The following is a 15,936-nucleotide window of genomic DNA, read 5'->3' as shown; positions in this document are numbered from 1 at the left end:
AACACCGTTTCGAGCGGTTCCGGCACCGAAAACTGCTCGCCGTACATTTCCTCGTTCTCAAGCTCGAAATGCTCGCCGATGCCGGCGGCGATCGGATGGCGCTGGTTGATCGTCCACAGACGCTCGCGCTCGCCCGCCTCGCGCCATTTCAGCGCGCAGGGCGTGCCCATCAGCCGTTTGAAGATCTTGGAGAAATGGCCGGAATGCAACACCAGCAGGCCCATGCCTTCCCAGACGCGCTTGGCAACACGCTCGACGACGACGTCGGAGACCGCGCCGTGATCCTTGTGGCCCCACCAGGTCAAGACGTCGGTCTCATTAAGGCGGGCTTCGCTGAGGCCGTGTTCCGGCTCCTGCAGCGTCGCCGTCGTCGCCGAGATACTTGGATCGGTGTTCAGCGCGTTGGCGATCGTCGTGTGCATGCCTTCGGGATAGATCCCCCGGACGATTTCGTTGGTATTCTCGTGGATATTCTCTCCCCACACAACGGTGCGAATGGTCACGTCTTCTCTCCTTATAGTTAAAAACGGATCGAGCCTTGGGAGGAACATCGACCCTGGGAAAATCAGGCAGCCCGCATGGATGCTCGCTCAAGCGCCCGGCCCGACCGGTCGAAACGGTGAACGTGGCTGGCAAGCGGCACAAGGCCAAGTGTTTGGCCGGGCGCGTGGCGGGAGACACCGGCTTCCCGCACGACGAACGGCTCATCCGCCCCGATATCCAGATAGACGAAGCTATCGGCGCCGAGGATTTCTGAATGGATGACCGTGCCGCTCCAAACGGGCGACTCGGGCGTGATGCGAACATGCTCTGCGCGCACGCCAATCGTATGGCTATCATAGGGTTGCGCCGGCCCGCCCGAGAGGAAATTCATTTTCGGCGAACCGATGAAGCCGGCAACGAAGACCGAATTGGGGCTTTCGTAAAGTTCCAGCGGCGAGCCGATCTGCTCGACGACGCCGTCCCTTAACACGCAGATCCGATCGGCGAGTGTCATAGCCTCGACCTGGTCATGGGTCACATAGATCATCGTCGTGTCGTGCATGTTGCGATGAAGCTTCGCGATTTCCAGCCTCGTCGCGACGCGAAGCGCCGCATCGAGGTTGGACAGCGGCTCGTCGAAGAGAAAGACCTTGGGATCGCGTACGATCGCCCGGCCGATTGCGACGCGCTGACGCTGCCCGCCGGAAAGCTGCCGCGGCAAGCGGTCTAAGTAGGGGGAGAGCTGCAGCATGCCGGCAGCCTGTTCAACACGCTGGCGGCATTCGTCTCTGGTGCTCCCGGAAAGTTTCATGCCGAAAGCCATGTTGTCGAAGACCGTCATATGCGGATAGAGCGCGTAGGACTGGAACACCATGGCGATCCCTCTCTTCGACGGCGCGTGCTGGTTCACCGTCTTGTTGTCGAAGGAGAGGGTTCCCGATGTGATGTCCTCGAGCCCGGAGATAAGCCGCAGCAGCGTGGACTTGCCGCATCCCGATGGCCCCACGAACACCATGAACTCACCCCGGCGGATGTCCATCGTCACGCCTTTGATCACCTCGAAAGCGCCGAAGCTCTTGCGGATATTCTCCAGTCGGATTTCTGCCATGTCCTACTCCCTCAACCCTTGACGCCGCCGGCGGTCAGCCCCGAAATGATCCGGCGCTGGAATATCAAAACAAGCACGACGACCGGCACGGTGACGATCACCGAAGCCGCCATGATGTTGCCCCAGGGGATCTCGAATTCGCTGTTGCCCGAAAGCAGGGCGATCGCCACTGGGACGGTTCGCTGCGTATCCGACGATGTGAACGTCAGCGCGAAAAGAAACTCGTTCCAGGCGGTGATGAAGGCGAGCAGTCCGGTCGTCACCAGCGCCGGCCACATCAACGGCATGAACACCTGGGTGATGATGACCCATGGTGAGGCGCCGTCGACGATCGCCGCCTCCTCGATCTCGATCGGCAATTCCCGCATGAAGGTCGTCAGCACCCAGACGGTGAAGGGGAGCGTGAAGATCATGTAGGAAAAGATCAGCGCGAAGGGTGTGTTGAAGATGCCGATCCAGCGGATGAGTTCGAAGAGGCCCGCAAGAACGGCAATCTGCGGAAACATCGACACCGAGAGGATGGTCAACATCAACAGTGCCCGCCCGCGGAAGTGCACCCGGGCCAAAGCGAACGAAGCGGTGATCGAAAGCAGCAAGGATGCTGAAACCACGACGCAAGCGATCATCGCGGAATTTGCCAGACTGCGGACGAAACCGCCCTGGCCCATCACGGAAGTGTAGTTGCCGAAGGAGATCGAGGTCGGCCAATAATCGACTTTGAAAAGGGCCGTGCCGGTCTTCAGGCTCGTAAGGATTGCATAGTAGAACGGAAATACCGCAATGATGACGATGATTGTGACGAGCAGGTAGAAGAGCGTATTCTTGGCGATCGAAAGCAGCATCAACGTTCCTCCCCGCCGAGCTTGACGCGACCGAGCCAGATATAAAGGACGGTTACGGAGGCAATGATGAGGAAAAGCACCGTTGACGCGGTGGCGCCGTAGGCGAACTTGTCGAAGTCGAACAGGTTCTCACGCGCCATGACCGACATGGTCTTCGTCTGCGCATTGTTGGGCGTTAGTACATAGATCAGGTCGAAGATGCGCATCGCATCCAGCATCCGGAAGATTACGGCAACCATGATGGCCGGTCGGATCAGCGGCAGTGTCAGACGCCAGAAAACCTTGACCGGATTGACGCCGTCGATCTTGGCAGCCTCATAGATGTCTCCCGGAACCATCTGTAGTCCCGCAAGAATCAGAAGCGCCATGAAGGGCGTCGTCTTCCAGACGTCGACGATCAGCACTGCGATCATCGCCGTTTCCAGATTGGCGGTCCAGGCAATCTTCTCGCTGATAAGACCAAAGCCGAGCAGAATATCGTTCAGAATGCCGAACTGATCATTGAGCATCCAGGCCCACATCTTTGCTGAGACGATTGTTGGGATCGCCCAAGGAATGAGGATTGCAGCCCGTACGATCCCACGCCCGACGAACCGTGCGTTCAGCACCAAGGCGACGATCAGCCCGAGCACGGTCTCGATCACCACCGAAAGGACGGTAAACTTGGCGGTGTTCCAGGCGGCATTCCACCAGACCGGATCGGCAAGCAGCCCGCGATAGACGGTCCTTCCGCTCTTCAGTGTTACCCAAGACAAATAATTGTCAAAGCCGACGAACTGCGCATTGCCAAGGTCGTTCAGCGACGCATTCGTAAAACTGAAATAGATCGTTCTGAACAGCGGCCAGCCAGCGACGATTGCCAAGATCAACAGCGTCGGCGCCAGAAACATCCATGCCGATCGAATGCGCTCGGACCGCAACTCCGTGGTGGCTCTGAAATGGGAAACCCTGGGCTTGATTGCTTGTGGAACTACGATTTCGCTCATGAAACGTCTATCCCTCGTCGGCGCGTCCGAAGACCGGACCGGCGGCCTGACAGCCGCCGGTCGGAATACTCACCAAGCGTCGCCCTTGAGGGTCGTTAGGTCGACTTCGAGAAGCTCGAGGTTCTCGGCAGCTGAGCCGCTGCCTGACAAGGTATTGTGCACTGCAGTCCAGAACTTCGAGGACACCTCATTGTACTTTATCTTGGCCGTCGCCGAAGGGCGTGGCACCGCGTCCTGGAAAATGGGTTTCCAGTTCGGCATGAAGGGCTGCGCGGCAGCGACATCCTTGTCGTCATAGAGATCCGTCAGGGTCGGCAAATTGGAGAGTTCGATGGCACGTGCCTTTTGAACGTCCTTCGACGCCAGGAATTTGACCAGCGCGACCGCTGCGTCCTGCTTTTCGGAATATTTCGAAACCGCCAGGTTCCAGCCGCCAAGTGTCGAAGACGGCTTATCGCCGACGGCCGCAACCGGTAGCGTCATCACGTCGAACTTGCCCTTCACCGCGCTGTCGGCACCGTTTCCGAGAGAATAGGCATAAGGCCAGTTGCGCATGAAGACGGCGTTGCCGGTCTGCCAGACGCCGCGCGATTCTTCTTCCTGATATGCGAGCACCCCTGGCGGTGAGATCGTGCCAATCCAGCCCTTGGCCCGTTCAAGCGCTGCTGCCGCCTTCTCGTTATTGATCGAGATCGTCCCGTCCGGCTCGACGATCTGGCCGCCGCCCGACGACTTCACCCATTCCAGTCCGTTGCAGGTAAGCCCTTCGTAGGAATTGCCCTGGAAGACGTAGCCCCAGAGGTCCTTCTGTCCGGCCTGGCGTTCTTTGTCCTGAATCTCTTTGGCGGTTGCTGCCATCTCGTCCCAGGTCTTCGGCGGCTGTTTTCCATATTTCTCTAACAGGTCCTTTCGGTAAAACAGCGCTGGAGCATCGGTAAACAACGGCAGCGCCACAAGCCGGCCATTGACAGTCTGAGACGCGATGATCGACGGGAAGAACTGGCCGACCACGTCTTTGGCTGCTTCCTTCAGATCTACGAACTGGTCGGCAAGCTGCGGTGCCCAGATGACATCCGTCTGATAGACATCGACGTCCTTGTTTCCAGCAGCAAGCCACAGGCGATATTGGGAAAACTGCTCGCTGCTCGATGACGGCATGGTGACGAGCTTGACATGATTGCCGGTATTCTTCTCGAAAATTGCGAGCTGGTTGTGAAGGAATTCGACGTTTTTGCCGGTGGTATTTGCGGCAAACGAAATTTCAGCGGCACGGACAGAGCCGGCAGCGATAGCGACGCTGAGTGCCGACAAAGCTAAAGCAAACTTTTTCATGATCTCCTCCCAGAAATTGAAATCGATTTGGCCACCAAACCATTGCAGAAGGTCGCAGAGGCGTCAAGCCAACACGATTAACGATCCCCAGTTGTATTCTGATGGGAAAATGGCCGATATACAGTGATGGGAGGTATTTTTTACCCCTGCGAGCTGAGATTCAAAACAACAAAATTGAAACCGATTTCAATTTTTGCCGGATTGAGACTTGCCCGTTGCGCATCGCCGACGCTTCCTCCATTGATTGCCGGGACAAAGAAGACATCCGATGAAACTTCGTGAATTTGCAAAGCAGCTTGGGCTCTCTCCGACGACGGTCAGCCGTGCGCTCAGCGGCTATCCCGAAGTGAGCGAATCCACGCGCGCCCGGGTTGCGAGCGAAGCAATGCGGCTTGGCTATCGCCCCGATATCAATGCCGTGCGGCTAAAGACCGGGAGAGCCGGAGCGATAGGCGTCATGATGGCGCGTTCGGGAGAAATCCATTTCGCTGAATTCATGTCGGGGATGGCGCAGCGCCTGGAAACGGCCGATACCGATATTCTCATCACGCCTATTACCGCGCACAATGATGACGACGAAATGCAGGCCTACCGACGCCTGGTCGAAAGTCGCAGAGTGGATGCAGTGATCATTCATTCGCCTCGCCCCAAGGACCCGCGGATCGAGCTGCTGAACAGCTTGGGCCTGCCTTTCCTGGTTCACGGCCGCTCGGAGACCGAGCACGTTCACGCGTGGCTCGATATCGATAATGAAAATGCCGTGCGTAGAGCCACCGAACACCTGCTCGATCTCGGGCACCGGCGCATTGCCATGATCAATGGACTGCGGGGCAAGACGTATTCGATCCATCGCGAACATGGTTTTCGGATTGCCCATCAGGAGCGTGGGCTCGTCGTCGATCCCAACCTGATGGTCTGCGATAAATTCTCCGACGAGAGCGGCTTCCGTCATGCCCGCTCTTTTCTGGAGAGCGCGAATGCGCCGACCGCCATCGTTGCCGGTTCCACGATGACAGCGCTTGGTGTTTACCGTGCCGTCCGTTCGCTTGGGATGACCGTGGGTCAGGATGTGTCGGTTATCGCCCATGACGACGTTTTCCCTTATCTGACGGCAGAAAACATGGTGCCGTCGCTCTCGACAACACGATCGTCCATGCGTGCCGCGGGCACGCGCTGCGCTGAGCTGACGCTACAGCTTATCGCTGGACGTGCCGTGGATGAGGTCCACGAATTGTGGCCAGTCGAACTGATCCTGAGGGAAAGTACCGCCCCGCCGCCCTGACGGAGAGCAACCTCTCGATACGGAAAGGCTCTAAAGCTGATCGATCGCAGGTACCTTGCCGCTCAGAAACGCCAGAGCCGCTGCGCCGACGAGGCCCGAGTTCTGATCCAATGCTGCCAGCACCACCTTGACATCCTTGAATGCCGGCATTGCCCATTGCGTGATGTAGGCTTGAATGCCGGGCTGCAGCCGGTCGAATTCGTGAGAAAGCCCTCCTCCCATCACGATGATATCGGGACTGAAGATATGGATCAGGCTGGTGAAGCCGCGACCGAGAATTTCCGCTTCCTCGTCAATCAGTTGATTTGCCAGACGATCGCCATTTCTGGCGGCCGCGAAAACGCTGCGGCTGTCGATGGCGCGGCCATCGCTGCCTATCGCCGTCCCGTTGGATTGCATCGCCCTCATCTGGGCGCGGCGCGCAAAAGCCGTTCCGGATCCGTAGGCCTCGAAACAACCCCTGTTGCCGCAGGGGCAAAGCTCTCCGTTCGGCACGACCGACATGTGCCCGATATGGGCTGCCATGCCCTTGCGGCCGCGCACCACGCGACCGTCCGAAACAACGCCACCGCCAATGCCGGTGCTCACGGTGACATAGACCAGGTTATCAAATCCCTTGCCAATTCCGAACTGCCACTCGCCAATGGCAGCGGCAATAGCATCGTTCTCGAGGTTGACCGGAAACGGAAACCGCTTCTGCAATTCCGCCTTCAGCGGAAAATCGACAAAGCCGGAGAGGGTCGGGATATTCGAGGCGACGCCGGCGACCGTATCGAGTGGACCCGGAGCGGATACGCCGACGCCCGCCACAGAAGCGGGGTTCGATGCTGCAAGCAGTCCATCTGTCAGGCCGCAGATTTGGTCGAGCACCCGGTCAGGCCCTGCCAGCGCATCCGTTGGTTCGGCTGCACGCGCCAGAATCCGGCCCTGCTCGTCGACGAGGGCAGCGCGCACCTGCGTCCCACCGAGGTCGATTCCAATGGCAATCTGCTGCATGTGAAGACCATGAGTTAGAGCAATTCCAGGAAAGGTGCGAAGCGGTTTTCCGTCCGGAATTGCGTAAAAACAAAAGGATAGAGCGGTTCTGCGCTTCCGTGAAAAGCTGAACCGCTCTAGAGTGCGCGGAGCCATGCCATCCGCTCGTCGAGCGATGGCGCATTGAAAGCCAGGGAGCCGAGAACGACCGTCTCCGCACCCGACTGATGCAGAAGAGGCACGGTGTGCTCGCGAATACCGCCGTCGGCCGCAAGCACAATCCGATGCGCCGCACCGCAACCGGCGATGACTTGCTTTGTCTGCCGAAGCCGCGCTCCGGCCTTCTCGTCGAGGCCCTGGCCCTTCACGCCGATCGCCGTGCCGAGCAGCGTCACAAAGCTCAGCCGGGAAGCGTATTTCTCGACGCGTTCGACAGGGGTATCGACCTTCAGCACCATGCCGGCTGCGACGCCGCGGCGATCGAGAAGATCAAGAGCCTCGGCGGCGACACTTTCGTTTTCAACATGGAGACTGATCAGGTCGCTGCCGGCATCGGCGAACTGCTCGATCTGCGACAGGAGGATGCTGTCGGCGACCATCAGATGAACATGGATCGGGCGCGAGGACACTTTGCGCACACCGGCAACAAGATCGGGGAAAAACAACATTGCCGGTGCGAAGTGGCCATCGGCGACATCGATGTGGAGAATGTCGACGTAAGGATCGATGCGTGCCAGATCGTCCGCCAGACGTAGGAGATCGGCCGACCAGACGGAGAATTCGGCAATCAGGCGGTCTTTCGGAAGACCGGCGATCCAGGTCTTGGAGGGGGTCGTCATTGTTTCAGAGCTCCTTCAGAAAATTGCCCATGGCAAGCCGGAAGTCGGCGACGTATTGCGGGCGGCTCTCGGTCTTCGATGTGATCTGCACGAAGCGCGCGCCGGCAATCCGCTCGGCAAGAGCATGCGCGTAGGCGAAAGGATGAATGCTGTCCCGATCATGGCCGATAACAAGTGTCGGCAAGGTGAGATTGCCGACCTCCTCGTCGGTCACATCAGGACCGTCATTTGAGATCCTGGTGAGCAGTTCGGCGGTCACATCCAAAGGAGAGCGGGAGAAAAAGCCGGCGAGCGAGGCCAGATTGTCCGGCGCCTCGGCGGCGAGTCGCACGCCAACCGGCCCGGCAAGGAACGCGGCCTTTGCCTCATCCTGCGGCAGGGTTTTCAAAAGCCGCCCGACTTCGGCGTTGGGTGCCATATTCTCCGGCGCGGATGCCGTCAGCCAAGCCGGCCTTGCGATGATCAGAGCCTTGACAAGCTCGGGCCGCTTGACCGCGAGACGCAAGGCGATCGCAGCACCCATCGAGATGCCGCCGATCACGATCGGCAGCGTAAGGTTCTTTTCGATATAGGCGGCGATATCATCGCAGAAGGTCGCGATCGACACCTGCCCCAGATTGCCGGCTTGGGAGTGGCCGTGGCCGCGCGCTTCGATCGTAACCCGGCGAAACCCCGCTTCGAGCGGAAAGACTTCGTCGGTTTGCGCCGCGTCTCCGCATAGGCCATGCTGGAATATCACGGACGCGCCCTCGCCCGCCATATCCACATTAAGGATGGTCCCGTCGCTGGTTTCGAACGGTTGCGCCCGTTTCATTTTCCTGCCCCCGCAGAATTACCGTCGAGGCTATTCTTCAGGAAGGTTGCCACACCGGCCGCCTCCGAGGCCGCAAGACCATGCGTGACAAGACTGCCGTTAAAGCCAATCGCCTTGAGACGGCCGAGATAATGCGCGTAGTCAAGGACACCTTTGCCGGCGGTTGCAAAACTACCGTCGGGGTTGCGATCTTTCGCATGCGCCATGACGATCCGATCGGCCAGAAGGTCGATGGCGGAAGACACAATCCTCCGCTGCTCACCCAGCGTCGCGACCTCGAAGAGATTGGCCGGATCGAGTACGATCTTGATGCGGGGGCTCTTCAGTGCCGCGATCAGCCGGTAAGCTTTCTCAGCCGAGTTGACGACATTGGCAAGCTCGGGCTCGATGCCGAGATCGACATCGTAACGCTCGGCGATCTCGATGGCCGCCCCCATGGCGTCGAGGAGATCCCGCCAGGCCTCCGGCGTGTCGTTGTCGGCATGCGCCTGCCACTGGTCGATGGTGTCGCGTGTGCCGGTGCAGAGCGTGATCAAGGTCGTCGACATGCTCGTGCTGCGCTCGGCCAGAGTCGCGAGGTTGCGAAGGCCGGCCTCGCGCACGGCGGGATCCGGATGGATCATGTTGAAGGTGCCCGAAATGGCAACGATCTCGACGCCGCTTTCGCGCGCCGCTTCGGCAACCGAGCGGGCCTGGGCTTCCGTAATGATCTCCGGCATCGGCGCAAGGCCCGAGCAGGCCATGTTGTATTGTGCACAGGTGAACCCGGCGCCAGCGACCGAGTTGAGAACGGTTGCGGGTTCCGTTCCCTCGAAGGTCTTTGCGAAGATGCCGAGCTTCATCACACGCCACCCGTGACGTCGGACAGCGCAACCGCCTTGCCGCTTTCGACGGAGCGCGCAACGGCGACCATGGCCCGGACGGATGCCAGACCATCATCGATATCGGCGCCTTGCATCACGGCGCCATCCAGAATGGTGCGGGCGAAGCCTTCGACCTGACGGCGATAGAAGTGGCCGTCGGCACCGAGAACGCGATGGGTCGCGCCGTCCGCCTCCCGGAAAATGTCCACCTCGCTGGTCTTGTAGTACCACGGGTTATAGGTCTTGCCCAAAATGCTGCCGTTCTTGCCGTAGATCTGAAAGCCTTCGTGCCAGTCCATGCGCACCTGGACGGTGAGATCGAGATGGCCGAGCGTGCCGGAGGCAAATTCCACGTCCACGAACCAGCACCAGATACCGGCTCGCTCGGACAGACGAGCGTTGACGGAAACGATGTCGCCGGCGAAATAACGTGCCGTGTCGATCAGATGGCAACCGTGCGCAAGCATATAGTAGCGCCGCAGGTCGGCCTTCGGATTGGCGGAGGGTTTCTTCGCATTGGCGCTGGTGACGATCAGAGGCTGGACCGCATCGGTCATCGGATAGCGGTGCGTGCTGTCGCAATACCATGCTTTGAGAGCGACCATCTCGCCCATTTCATCGCGGATGAAGGATTTGGCAGCTTGGAGCCCCGCATCGAAACGCTTCATATGCCCGACCTGAAACACCCTTCCCGACTTGTCGACTGCGGCCTTCAGTTCAAGGCATTCCTCGATGGTGACGCCGACCGGTTTTTCGCAGAGGACATGTTTACCCGCCTGAAGGGCGCGTAGGGAAGCCGGGACGTGAAAGGCATCGGCCGTCGCGATGACCACGGCATCAAGATCGGGATCGGCCAGCATCTTTTCGTAGTCGCCATAGGTTTTTTCCGCCCCGTGGGTGATGGCCATGCGTTCGCGGAGATCCTCGGCGACGTCGCAAATCGCATAGAGGTCGGCATTGGCTGCCTTCGTGCAGCTCTCGAAGTGCGCGGCCTGGGCAATCTGGCCCGCTCCCAATACGCCGATGCGGAGACGTCGTTCCTGTTTTGCTGGCATCGATAAGCCCTTTGGATCGGATATTGAAGATGAATGCTGGTTTCGGCGTCGGATGGAATGCTTTCAAGACATCGAACGTTGCCGACGTCTTCTGGCCGGACCGACACCGACATGTCGGCTCTCCCTCGTCACTTCACAGCGCCATATGTGTTTGAGGATTGAAAAAGTGAAGTTTCGCCGGGTCGATGGCCAGATCGATCGATTGGCCCGTCTCGACCGCGCTGACCGCTTCGAACCGCGCAACGGCGTTGGCGGCCCCGCTCAGGTCCTCGACGGCATCGGGATCGCCCGAGTCGATGCGGACCGCGTCGATCTTCAAATGCACGATCAGTTCGGACCCAAGTTCCTCGATCGACTTCACGACAACCGGGATCGTCGGATGGGAGGCTCCGGACGGCAACCGGCTGTCATAGAGGTCTTCGGGCCTGACCCCAAAGATCACGGCCTTTCCCTCGAAAGCCGATAGACCGGGAGCACGCTCGAAGGCGCCGTCGGACAAGGGAATGGAGAAGCCCGACAGATGGATCCGCCCGCTCGCCAGACGCCCTTCGAAAAGGTTCATCGACGGCGAACCGATAAAGCCCGCGACAAACGCATTGACCGGGCGATGATACAGAGCCTTGGGCGTATCCACCTGCTGAAGCACGCCGCCCTTCAGCACCGCGACCCGATCGCCCATGGTCAGCGCTTCGGTCTGGTCGTGCGTCACATAGATCGTCGTCACGCCCAGCTGTCTCTGCAGGCTTGCGATCTCTGCCCGCATCTGAACACGCAGCTTCGCATCGAGGTTCGAGAGCGGTTCGTCCATGAGGAATGCCGCAGGCTCGCGGACCATGGCGCGGCCCATCGCAACACGCTGGCGCTGGCCGCCGGAAAGCTGCGTGGGCTTGTTGCCCAGCAAGGGCTCCAGCTGCAGGATCTTGGCGATCTCGTGCACGCGCTTGGTGCGTTCGGCCTTGTTCTTTCCCGCCAGCTTCATCGAAAATGCAATGTTGTCGAATACGGTCATGTGCGGATAAAGCGCATAGCTCTGAAAGACCATGGCAATGTCCCGGTCCTTGGGCGCGAGATCCACGACGTCCTGACCGCCGATGCTCAATGTTCCGCTGCTGATTTCCTCGAGCCCGGCAATCATGCGCAGAGCGGTCGATTTGCCGCATCCGGACGGCCCGACCAGAATCAGAAACTCGCCATCATGGATCGTCAGGCTCAGATCCTTGATCGCATGGTAGCTGTTTCCATAGGTCTTGCAGATCTTGTCGAGTACAGCCACAGCCACGTCTCGTCCTCCCGTACCAGTCCGGATCATATCTTCAGACGGCGCTCCCGCCGTCTCCGATCCTTTCGACAAGAAAGCTCAGGCCTGAGCTTCAAAGTCAACCAAAGAATCGAGGATAGTTCGCCGCAGATCACCAACCGTCTCTAGTATCTATCTGAAAAATATAAATCTTTTGAGAGAAATTAAAAATCAAATGCGGAATTATATTTTTTACCGCGCGTAACTTTTATGGTTGCAGTTGCAGCCGTTGAGTGATCGCTCAATGCGATTCAATGACACGTGACCGTGAGGCTCTGTTGGGGCGGTCGACCGGAGCCAGCACCCATCGCCGCCCGCGCTCATTCTTGACATCTGGGAATCGGGAGCGGCGCGGGCGCATTCTCCGCCGCCATCCATGCCATGCACGTCTGGTGATCTGGCAGGCCTCGGCGCCCTCCCCGTGCGGTCACGGAAATGGCCGCCGCCGCCGTGGCATAGGCAGTGCAATCAAGCGGGCTCTTCCCCTCCGCGAGGGCAAGGGCGTAGGCACCGTGAAAACAATCACCGGCGCCGGTCGTATCGACCGCCTGAACCTGATAGGCCGGCACATGCCACCTGACGGTATCGCCTTTCTGGCGGAGATAGGTCCCTCGTTCGCCATCAGTCAGGACAACAGCAGACCGATCCCCGGACCAGAGCTTGTCCAGGATCATCCTGGGATCATCCTCGCCGGTGTATTCCTGCCCAAAGGCGAGCGGCAGCACCAGATGATCGGCGAAAGCCAGGATCCGGTCGGTCGCGGCGCCGACCGTCCATTCGATATCGGCAATCACGGCCAGGCCCAGGGCGCGTGCGCGCGCCACGACACTTTCGGAGTGCGTGGCATAGCCGTCGATCAGCAGTACCGGGGCTTGCATCAGAATGTCGTCGGGCAGCGCATCCGACGTGCCGTGCAGCACGTCGTCATCATAAGCGATGAACCGGTCGCCGTCGGGACCGACCGTGATCACGGAGCGGATCGGCGCGGCATCAGCGTGGCGGGGAGCCAGCGATATGTCGACGCCGTCCTGCTCGAGTTCGCTGCCCGCCACGTCGGCCGTTAGCTCATCACCGAGCCAGCCGATGAAGCCGGCCCGTCCGCCGAGCCGGGCGACGGCAACAAGGGCCGTCGCCACGTTGCCGCCATGGTCAATGGCACGCTTCGTCACTTTCCCCTTGCCGGCCGTCAGCCCCCGATCGACATAGATGATGTCATCGATTGCCAGGGCGCCGAAGCCCAGAACCTGGAAAGGGCGCGACATGTCTCAAGCACCGGCCGCCGCCAGCGCATCCTCCGGCGCCATCCCGTTATGAATGACGAACTTGAAGGCGCGCGCCGCCATGGTCGTATCGCCGTGACCCCAAAGGTTGCGACCGACGACCGCGCCTTTGGCTCCAGCGCGCAATGCTTCCGAGGTCTGGACGAGCGCTCCGAGCAGCGTATCCGTTTTCGGGCCGCCTGCGATCACGACTGGAATCGGACAGGTCGCAACGGTCTCGCGGAAGGACTCGAAATCGCCGGTATAGCCGACCTTGATCACGTCGACGCCGGCCTCGAAGCCGATGCGCACCGCATAGGCAATCTCATCCGGGGTGAACACGATCTTGCCACCGTCGGAGAAATCACGGGGATAGACATGGGCGACGACCGGCATCTCGAAGCGGGCGGCGGCGTTGACCGTATCGGTGAGCCAGCGGATATACTCCCCTTCGGTGGCGCCGCGCACGGGAATGGCGACAGCCAGAGCGTCCGCACCATAACGCACCGCGTCTTCCGGAGTCGCAATGAGCTGGCGAATACGGTCGTCGGCGGTGAAGCAACCGCCCTGAATGACGAGCGCTGCCTTCCCGGCATATTCCGACCACAGGTGGCGCGCCGCGCCAGGCTGGATGCTGATGTAGTCGGGGCCTCCCGCCATGACGCGTCTGAGTGCACCCGGCAGGTCGGCAAGCCCGCCCTCACGCACATTGCCATAACCGACAAAATGATCGACGGCGCCTCCAAACAAATGACCCGATGGATTCGAGAACAGGCGTGCGAGGCGGACTTTGGTTCCGAGACCCATGGCGATACTTCCTTTGTGATGGCAGCCTTTGCGATTGCTGGCGCCGATGCTGGCGAAACCCTAACTCGAAAACAAACAAATATTCAATATTTCGATTTCTTTCGTTTTTACATGAATGATGAATTTTTGACGTGCATTTTTGTCATCGAACGGCTATTTCTGCAGCACGAGCCGTGGAATGAGACGGCGAACTTTCGTTTTTCAAAAGTCGCGTTGTTGCAAATAACAGCAGTCGGGATCACATATGCTTGCAGAACAGAGGCGGCAGCAGATCATGCTGGAACTTCAACGGGTCGGTCAGGCGCGCACCCGCCAGCTCGCGGAATTCTTCGAAGTCTCGGAAGTGACGATCCGCTCCGACCTTGAAATCATGGACGCCAAGAAGCAGCTGATCAAAACACATGGCGGGGCAATCGCCCTGCCGTCCGACTCGCCGGCGGCGGCCTTCGAGGAACGCATGCAGCGCAATTTCGATGCGAAGCGACGCATCGCCCAGATGGCTGCGCGACAGATCATCGATAATCAGTCGATCGTCTTCGACAGCGGTTCGACCCTGCTGCAGGTGGCCATGCAGATGCCAACGGTCAACAACGTCGTGGTTGCGACAACGGCGATGAACATCGCCCAGCATCTGATGTACCGGCCAGGGCTCGACGTACACATGATCGGCGGCCGCGTGTTTCCCAGTACCGTCAGCACGATCGTACAGGACTCCGACAAGGCGGTTGGCGGCCTCGTCGCCCACCAGGCCTTTGTCGGCGCCCACGCGATCGATCAGGCCTTCGACGTCGTCGATGTTTCCGAAGACATCGCCCGGACCAAGCGCAACCTGGTTCGCATGGCCCGGCGTGTCGTCCTCGTGGCGGATTCGAGCAAATTCGATATCGGCGCTTCCTCCAAAGCTTTCTCGCTGTCGCGCGTCGATCTGATCATCACCGACAGCAACATGCCGCACAGCATTCGCCACCGGCTGGACAAGCTCGGGGTCGAGGTTCGCTACGCGTGACCTGCAGTCCACCTCTCCAATTTACAAGAGAGACAGGAGAGGCTTTGGCGTCGACGCATGGCTTTGGCCGACGCCAGGGAATACGAGCTGGGCTAAAATCCCAGACCACGAAGCGTCTCGCGGTTCGCGCGAACGGCCGCAGCAGGATCGGTTGCGGCATGGTCCGATTCTTCCTCGACCACGATCCAGCCGATAAAGTTCGGCGCATCCCGAACGGCCGAAATCACGGCAGGCACGTCGCAGACGCCTTCGCCCAGCATCGCCCAGATCCCGCCGGCGTCGACATCCTTCAGATGCACGTAGCGGATACGGTCCCGGTAGACTGCCAGCGTATCGTCGATCTGCTGGCCGCCACGCAGGATATGGCCGGTATCCGGCACCCAACCCACGCGTGGATCCAAGAGAGCAAACAGGCGGTCATAGTCGTTCCGGGTGAAGAGGAGCGTGTTGTGGTGCGAGGAAGGATGGACAGCAACAACGACGCCAGCCGACTGTCCGATCTCGGTCGCACGATTATAGCACTCCGCCGCAATGGCGAACTTCTCATCGCGCGGACCATCCGAGACAACCGTCGCCGACCCCATCGAGACCATCGCACCGGGAAAGTTCGCCGCGAAATCGACCCATCGCCGCGCCGTGTCGAGATCGGCGGCAATCTTTTCCGCCACCGTGAAGCCGCTGGGGGAGCCGAAGGCAAAGGAAACCAACGCCAAGCCGGCATCCGTCAGCGTACGGGCAAAGGCGGCGGGCTTGAGCGCGTAGTGACCGATCATCGTGTCGGTGATTTCGATACCGGCATATCCGCCACCGGCAATGGCGCGCACCAGATCGTCCGGACCGCCGCCCCAATCTGTCCCCAGCATCTCCCAGGTGAATGTCTGGCAACCGATCTGCAGCTCAGCATTTTTCATATCTTGGTCCTGACCTATTCGTTGATCGCAGCCGATACCGAAGCCGTAAGCTTCCGCGCACGCAATCCTCGCGCGTT

At 59.8% G+C, this 15,936-nt stretch carries 16 protein-coding genes; 2 read left to right on the top strand and 14 right to left on the bottom strand.

Translation table 11 applies throughout. The features are described from left to right. From OIU37_RS24575 to OIU37_RS24555, 5 genes are all read right to left on the bottom strand, one after another. Positions 1-503, bottom strand: a 503-nt coding sequence (locus OIU37_RS24575) for a ThuA domain-containing protein (protein WP_264258882.1), incomplete at its 3' end; no start/stop codon positions are given. A 62-nt stretch (positions 504-565) separates the two neighbouring features. Next, complete coding sequence (locus OIU37_RS24570) at positions 566-1,591, bottom strand: ABC transporter ATP-binding protein (RefSeq protein ID WP_264258881.1); 1,026 nt, start codon at positions 1,589-1,591, stop codon at positions 566-568. A gap of 11 nt (positions 1,592-1,602) precedes the next feature. Continuing rightward, a complete protein-coding gene (locus OIU37_RS24565) occupies positions 1,603-2,433 on the bottom strand; it encodes a carbohydrate ABC transporter permease (RefSeq protein WP_003550173.1) in 831 nt (276 codons plus the stop codon). Continuing rightward, a complete protein-coding gene (locus OIU37_RS24560) occupies positions 2,433-3,419 on the bottom strand; it encodes a carbohydrate ABC transporter permease (protein WP_264258880.1) in 987 nt (328 codons plus the stop codon). The genes OIU37_RS24565 and OIU37_RS24560 overlap by 1 nt, the downstream gene beginning before the upstream one ends. A gap of 69 nt (positions 3,420-3,488) precedes the next feature. Next, positions 3,489-4,751: an ABC transporter substrate-binding protein gene (locus OIU37_RS24555; RefSeq protein ID WP_264258879.1), complete on the bottom strand. Its 1,263-nt coding sequence runs from the start codon at positions 4,749-4,751 to the stop codon at positions 3,489-3,491. Positions 4,752-5,019: 268 nt separating this feature from the next. Here OIU37_RS24555 and OIU37_RS24550 point away from each other — a divergent pair, with 268 nt between their 5' ends. Beyond that, the gene (locus tag OIU37_RS24550; protein WP_264258878.1) at positions 5,020-6,033 is read left to right on the top strand and encodes a substrate-binding domain-containing protein; all 1,014 of its coding nucleotides are present in this window, start codon (positions 5,020-5,022) and stop codon (positions 6,031-6,033) included. Between the two features lie 30 nt (positions 6,034-6,063). Here the strand turns inward: OIU37_RS24550 and OIU37_RS24545 are convergent, their stop codons facing one another. The 8 genes from OIU37_RS24545 to OIU37_RS24510 form a co-directional block, all read right to left on the bottom strand. Beyond that, entirely contained in the window at positions 6,064-7,029 is a 966-nt protein-coding gene (locus OIU37_RS24545) for an ROK family protein (RefSeq protein WP_264258876.1), read from the bottom strand. Between the two features lie 116 nt (positions 7,030-7,145). After that, the gene (locus tag OIU37_RS24540; RefSeq protein ID WP_264258875.1) at positions 7,146-7,847 is read right to left on the bottom strand and encodes a ribulose-phosphate 3-epimerase; all 702 of its coding nucleotides are present in this window, start codon (positions 7,845-7,847) and stop codon (positions 7,146-7,148) included. Positions 7,848-7,851: 4 nt separating this feature from the next. Continuing rightward, complete coding sequence (locus tag OIU37_RS24535) at positions 7,852-8,661, bottom strand: alpha/beta fold hydrolase (RefSeq protein WP_264258874.1); 810 nt, start codon at positions 8,659-8,661, stop codon at positions 7,852-7,854. Continuing rightward, the gene (locus tag OIU37_RS24530; protein ID WP_264258873.1) at positions 8,658-9,503 is read right to left on the bottom strand and encodes a sugar phosphate isomerase/epimerase; all 846 of its coding nucleotides are present in this window, start codon (positions 9,501-9,503) and stop codon (positions 8,658-8,660) included. The genes OIU37_RS24535 and OIU37_RS24530 overlap by 4 nt, the downstream gene beginning before the upstream one ends. Beyond that, a complete protein-coding gene (locus tag OIU37_RS24525; RefSeq protein WP_264258872.1) occupies positions 9,503-10,579 on the bottom strand; it encodes a Gfo/Idh/MocA family protein in 1,077 nt (358 codons plus the stop codon). The genes OIU37_RS24530 and OIU37_RS24525 overlap by 1 nt, the downstream gene beginning before the upstream one ends. Positions 10,580-10,712: 133 nt before the next feature. After that, positions 10,713-11,858 carry an ABC transporter ATP-binding protein gene (locus OIU37_RS24520; protein ID WP_264258871.1) on the bottom strand — a complete coding sequence of 382 codons (1,146 nt, stop codon included), beginning with the start codon at positions 11,856-11,858 and terminating at the stop codon, positions 10,713-10,715. Positions 11,859-12,196: 338 nt separating this feature from the next. Next, positions 12,197-13,138: a PfkB family carbohydrate kinase gene (locus OIU37_RS24515; protein ID WP_240604675.1), complete on the bottom strand. Its 942-nt coding sequence runs from the start codon at positions 13,136-13,138 to the stop codon at positions 12,197-12,199. Positions 13,139-13,141: 3 nt separating this feature from the next. After that, positions 13,142-13,942 carry a class I fructose-bisphosphate aldolase gene (locus OIU37_RS24510; protein WP_017956604.1) on the bottom strand — a complete coding sequence of 267 codons (801 nt, stop codon included), beginning with the start codon at positions 13,940-13,942 and terminating at the stop codon, positions 13,142-13,144. 244 nt (positions 13,943-14,186) lie between these two features. Here OIU37_RS24510 and OIU37_RS24505 point away from each other — a divergent pair, with 244 nt between their 5' ends. Beyond that, complete coding sequence (locus OIU37_RS24505; protein ID WP_264258869.1) at positions 14,187-14,948, top strand: DeoR/GlpR family DNA-binding transcription regulator; 762 nt, start codon at positions 14,187-14,189, stop codon at positions 14,946-14,948. Between the two features lie 92 nt (positions 14,949-15,040). Here the strand turns inward: OIU37_RS24505 and OIU37_RS24500 are convergent, their stop codons facing one another. Then, positions 15,041-15,859, bottom strand: coding sequence for a sugar phosphate isomerase/epimerase (locus OIU37_RS24500; protein WP_264258868.1), 819 nt, complete (start codon positions 15,857-15,859; stop codon positions 15,041-15,043). Between the last annotated feature and the right edge of the window lie 77 nt (positions 15,860-15,936).

The sequence above is a fragment of the Rhizobium sp. BT-226 genome (assembly GCF_025847085.2).
Lineage (GTDB): Bacteria > Pseudomonadota > Alphaproteobacteria > Rhizobiales > Rhizobiaceae > Rhizobium > Rhizobium sophorae.
Note: the sequence above shows the minus strand (reverse complement) of the source record. Positions and strands in the feature narration are given on the sequence as shown.

Bases quoted from the DNA above. Each gene is read 5' to 3' on its own strand.
- OIU37_RS24560 (WP_264258880.1), bottom strand. From the start codon at position 3,419: ATGAGCGAAATCGTAGTTCCACAAGCAATCAAGCCCAGGGTTTCCCAT.
- OIU37_RS24525 (WP_264258872.1), bottom strand. From the start codon at position 10,579: ATGCCAGCAAAACAGGAACGACGTCTCCGCATCGGCGTATTGGGAGCG.
- OIU37_RS24545 (WP_264258876.1), bottom strand. From the start codon at position 7,029: ATGCAGCAGATTGCCATTGGAATCGACCTCGGTGGGACGCAGGTGCGC.
- OIU37_RS24515 (WP_240604675.1), bottom strand. From the start codon at position 13,138: ATGTCGCGCCCTTTCCAGGTTCTGGGCTTCGGCGCCCTGGCAATCGAT.
- OIU37_RS24510 (WP_017956604.1), bottom strand. From the start codon at position 13,942: ATGGGTCTCGGAACCAAAGTCCGCCTCGCACGCCTGTTCTCGAATCCA.
- OIU37_RS24505 (WP_264258869.1), top strand. From the start codon at position 14,187: ATGCTTGCAGAACAGAGGCGGCAGCAGATCATGCTGGAACTTCAACGG.
- OIU37_RS24550 (WP_264258878.1), top strand. From the start codon at position 5,020: ATGAAACTTCGTGAATTTGCAAAGCAGCTTGGGCTCTCTCCGACGACG.
- OIU37_RS24500 (WP_264258868.1), bottom strand. From the start codon at position 15,859: ATGAAAAATGCTGAGCTGCAGATCGGTTGCCAGACATTCACCTGGGAG.
- OIU37_RS24570 (WP_264258881.1), bottom strand. From the start codon at position 1,591: ATGGCAGAAATCCGACTGGAGAATATCCGCAAGAGCTTCGGCGCTTTC.
- OIU37_RS24565 (WP_003550173.1), bottom strand. From the start codon at position 2,433: ATGCTGCTTTCGATCGCCAAGAATACGCTCTTCTACCTGCTCGTCACA.
- OIU37_RS24530 (WP_264258873.1), bottom strand. From the start codon at position 9,503: ATGAAGCTCGGCATCTTCGCAAAGACCTTCGAGGGAACGGAACCCGCA.
- OIU37_RS24555 (WP_264258879.1), bottom strand. From the start codon at position 4,751: ATGAAAAAGTTTGCTTTAGCTTTGTCGGCACTCAGCGTCGCTATCGCT.
- OIU37_RS24540 (WP_264258875.1), bottom strand. From the start codon at position 7,847: ATGACGACCCCCTCCAAGACCTGGATCGCCGGTCTTCCGAAAGACCGC.
- OIU37_RS24535 (WP_264258874.1), bottom strand. From the start codon at position 8,661: ATGAAACGGGCGCAACCGTTCGAAACCAGCGACGGGACCATCCTTAAT.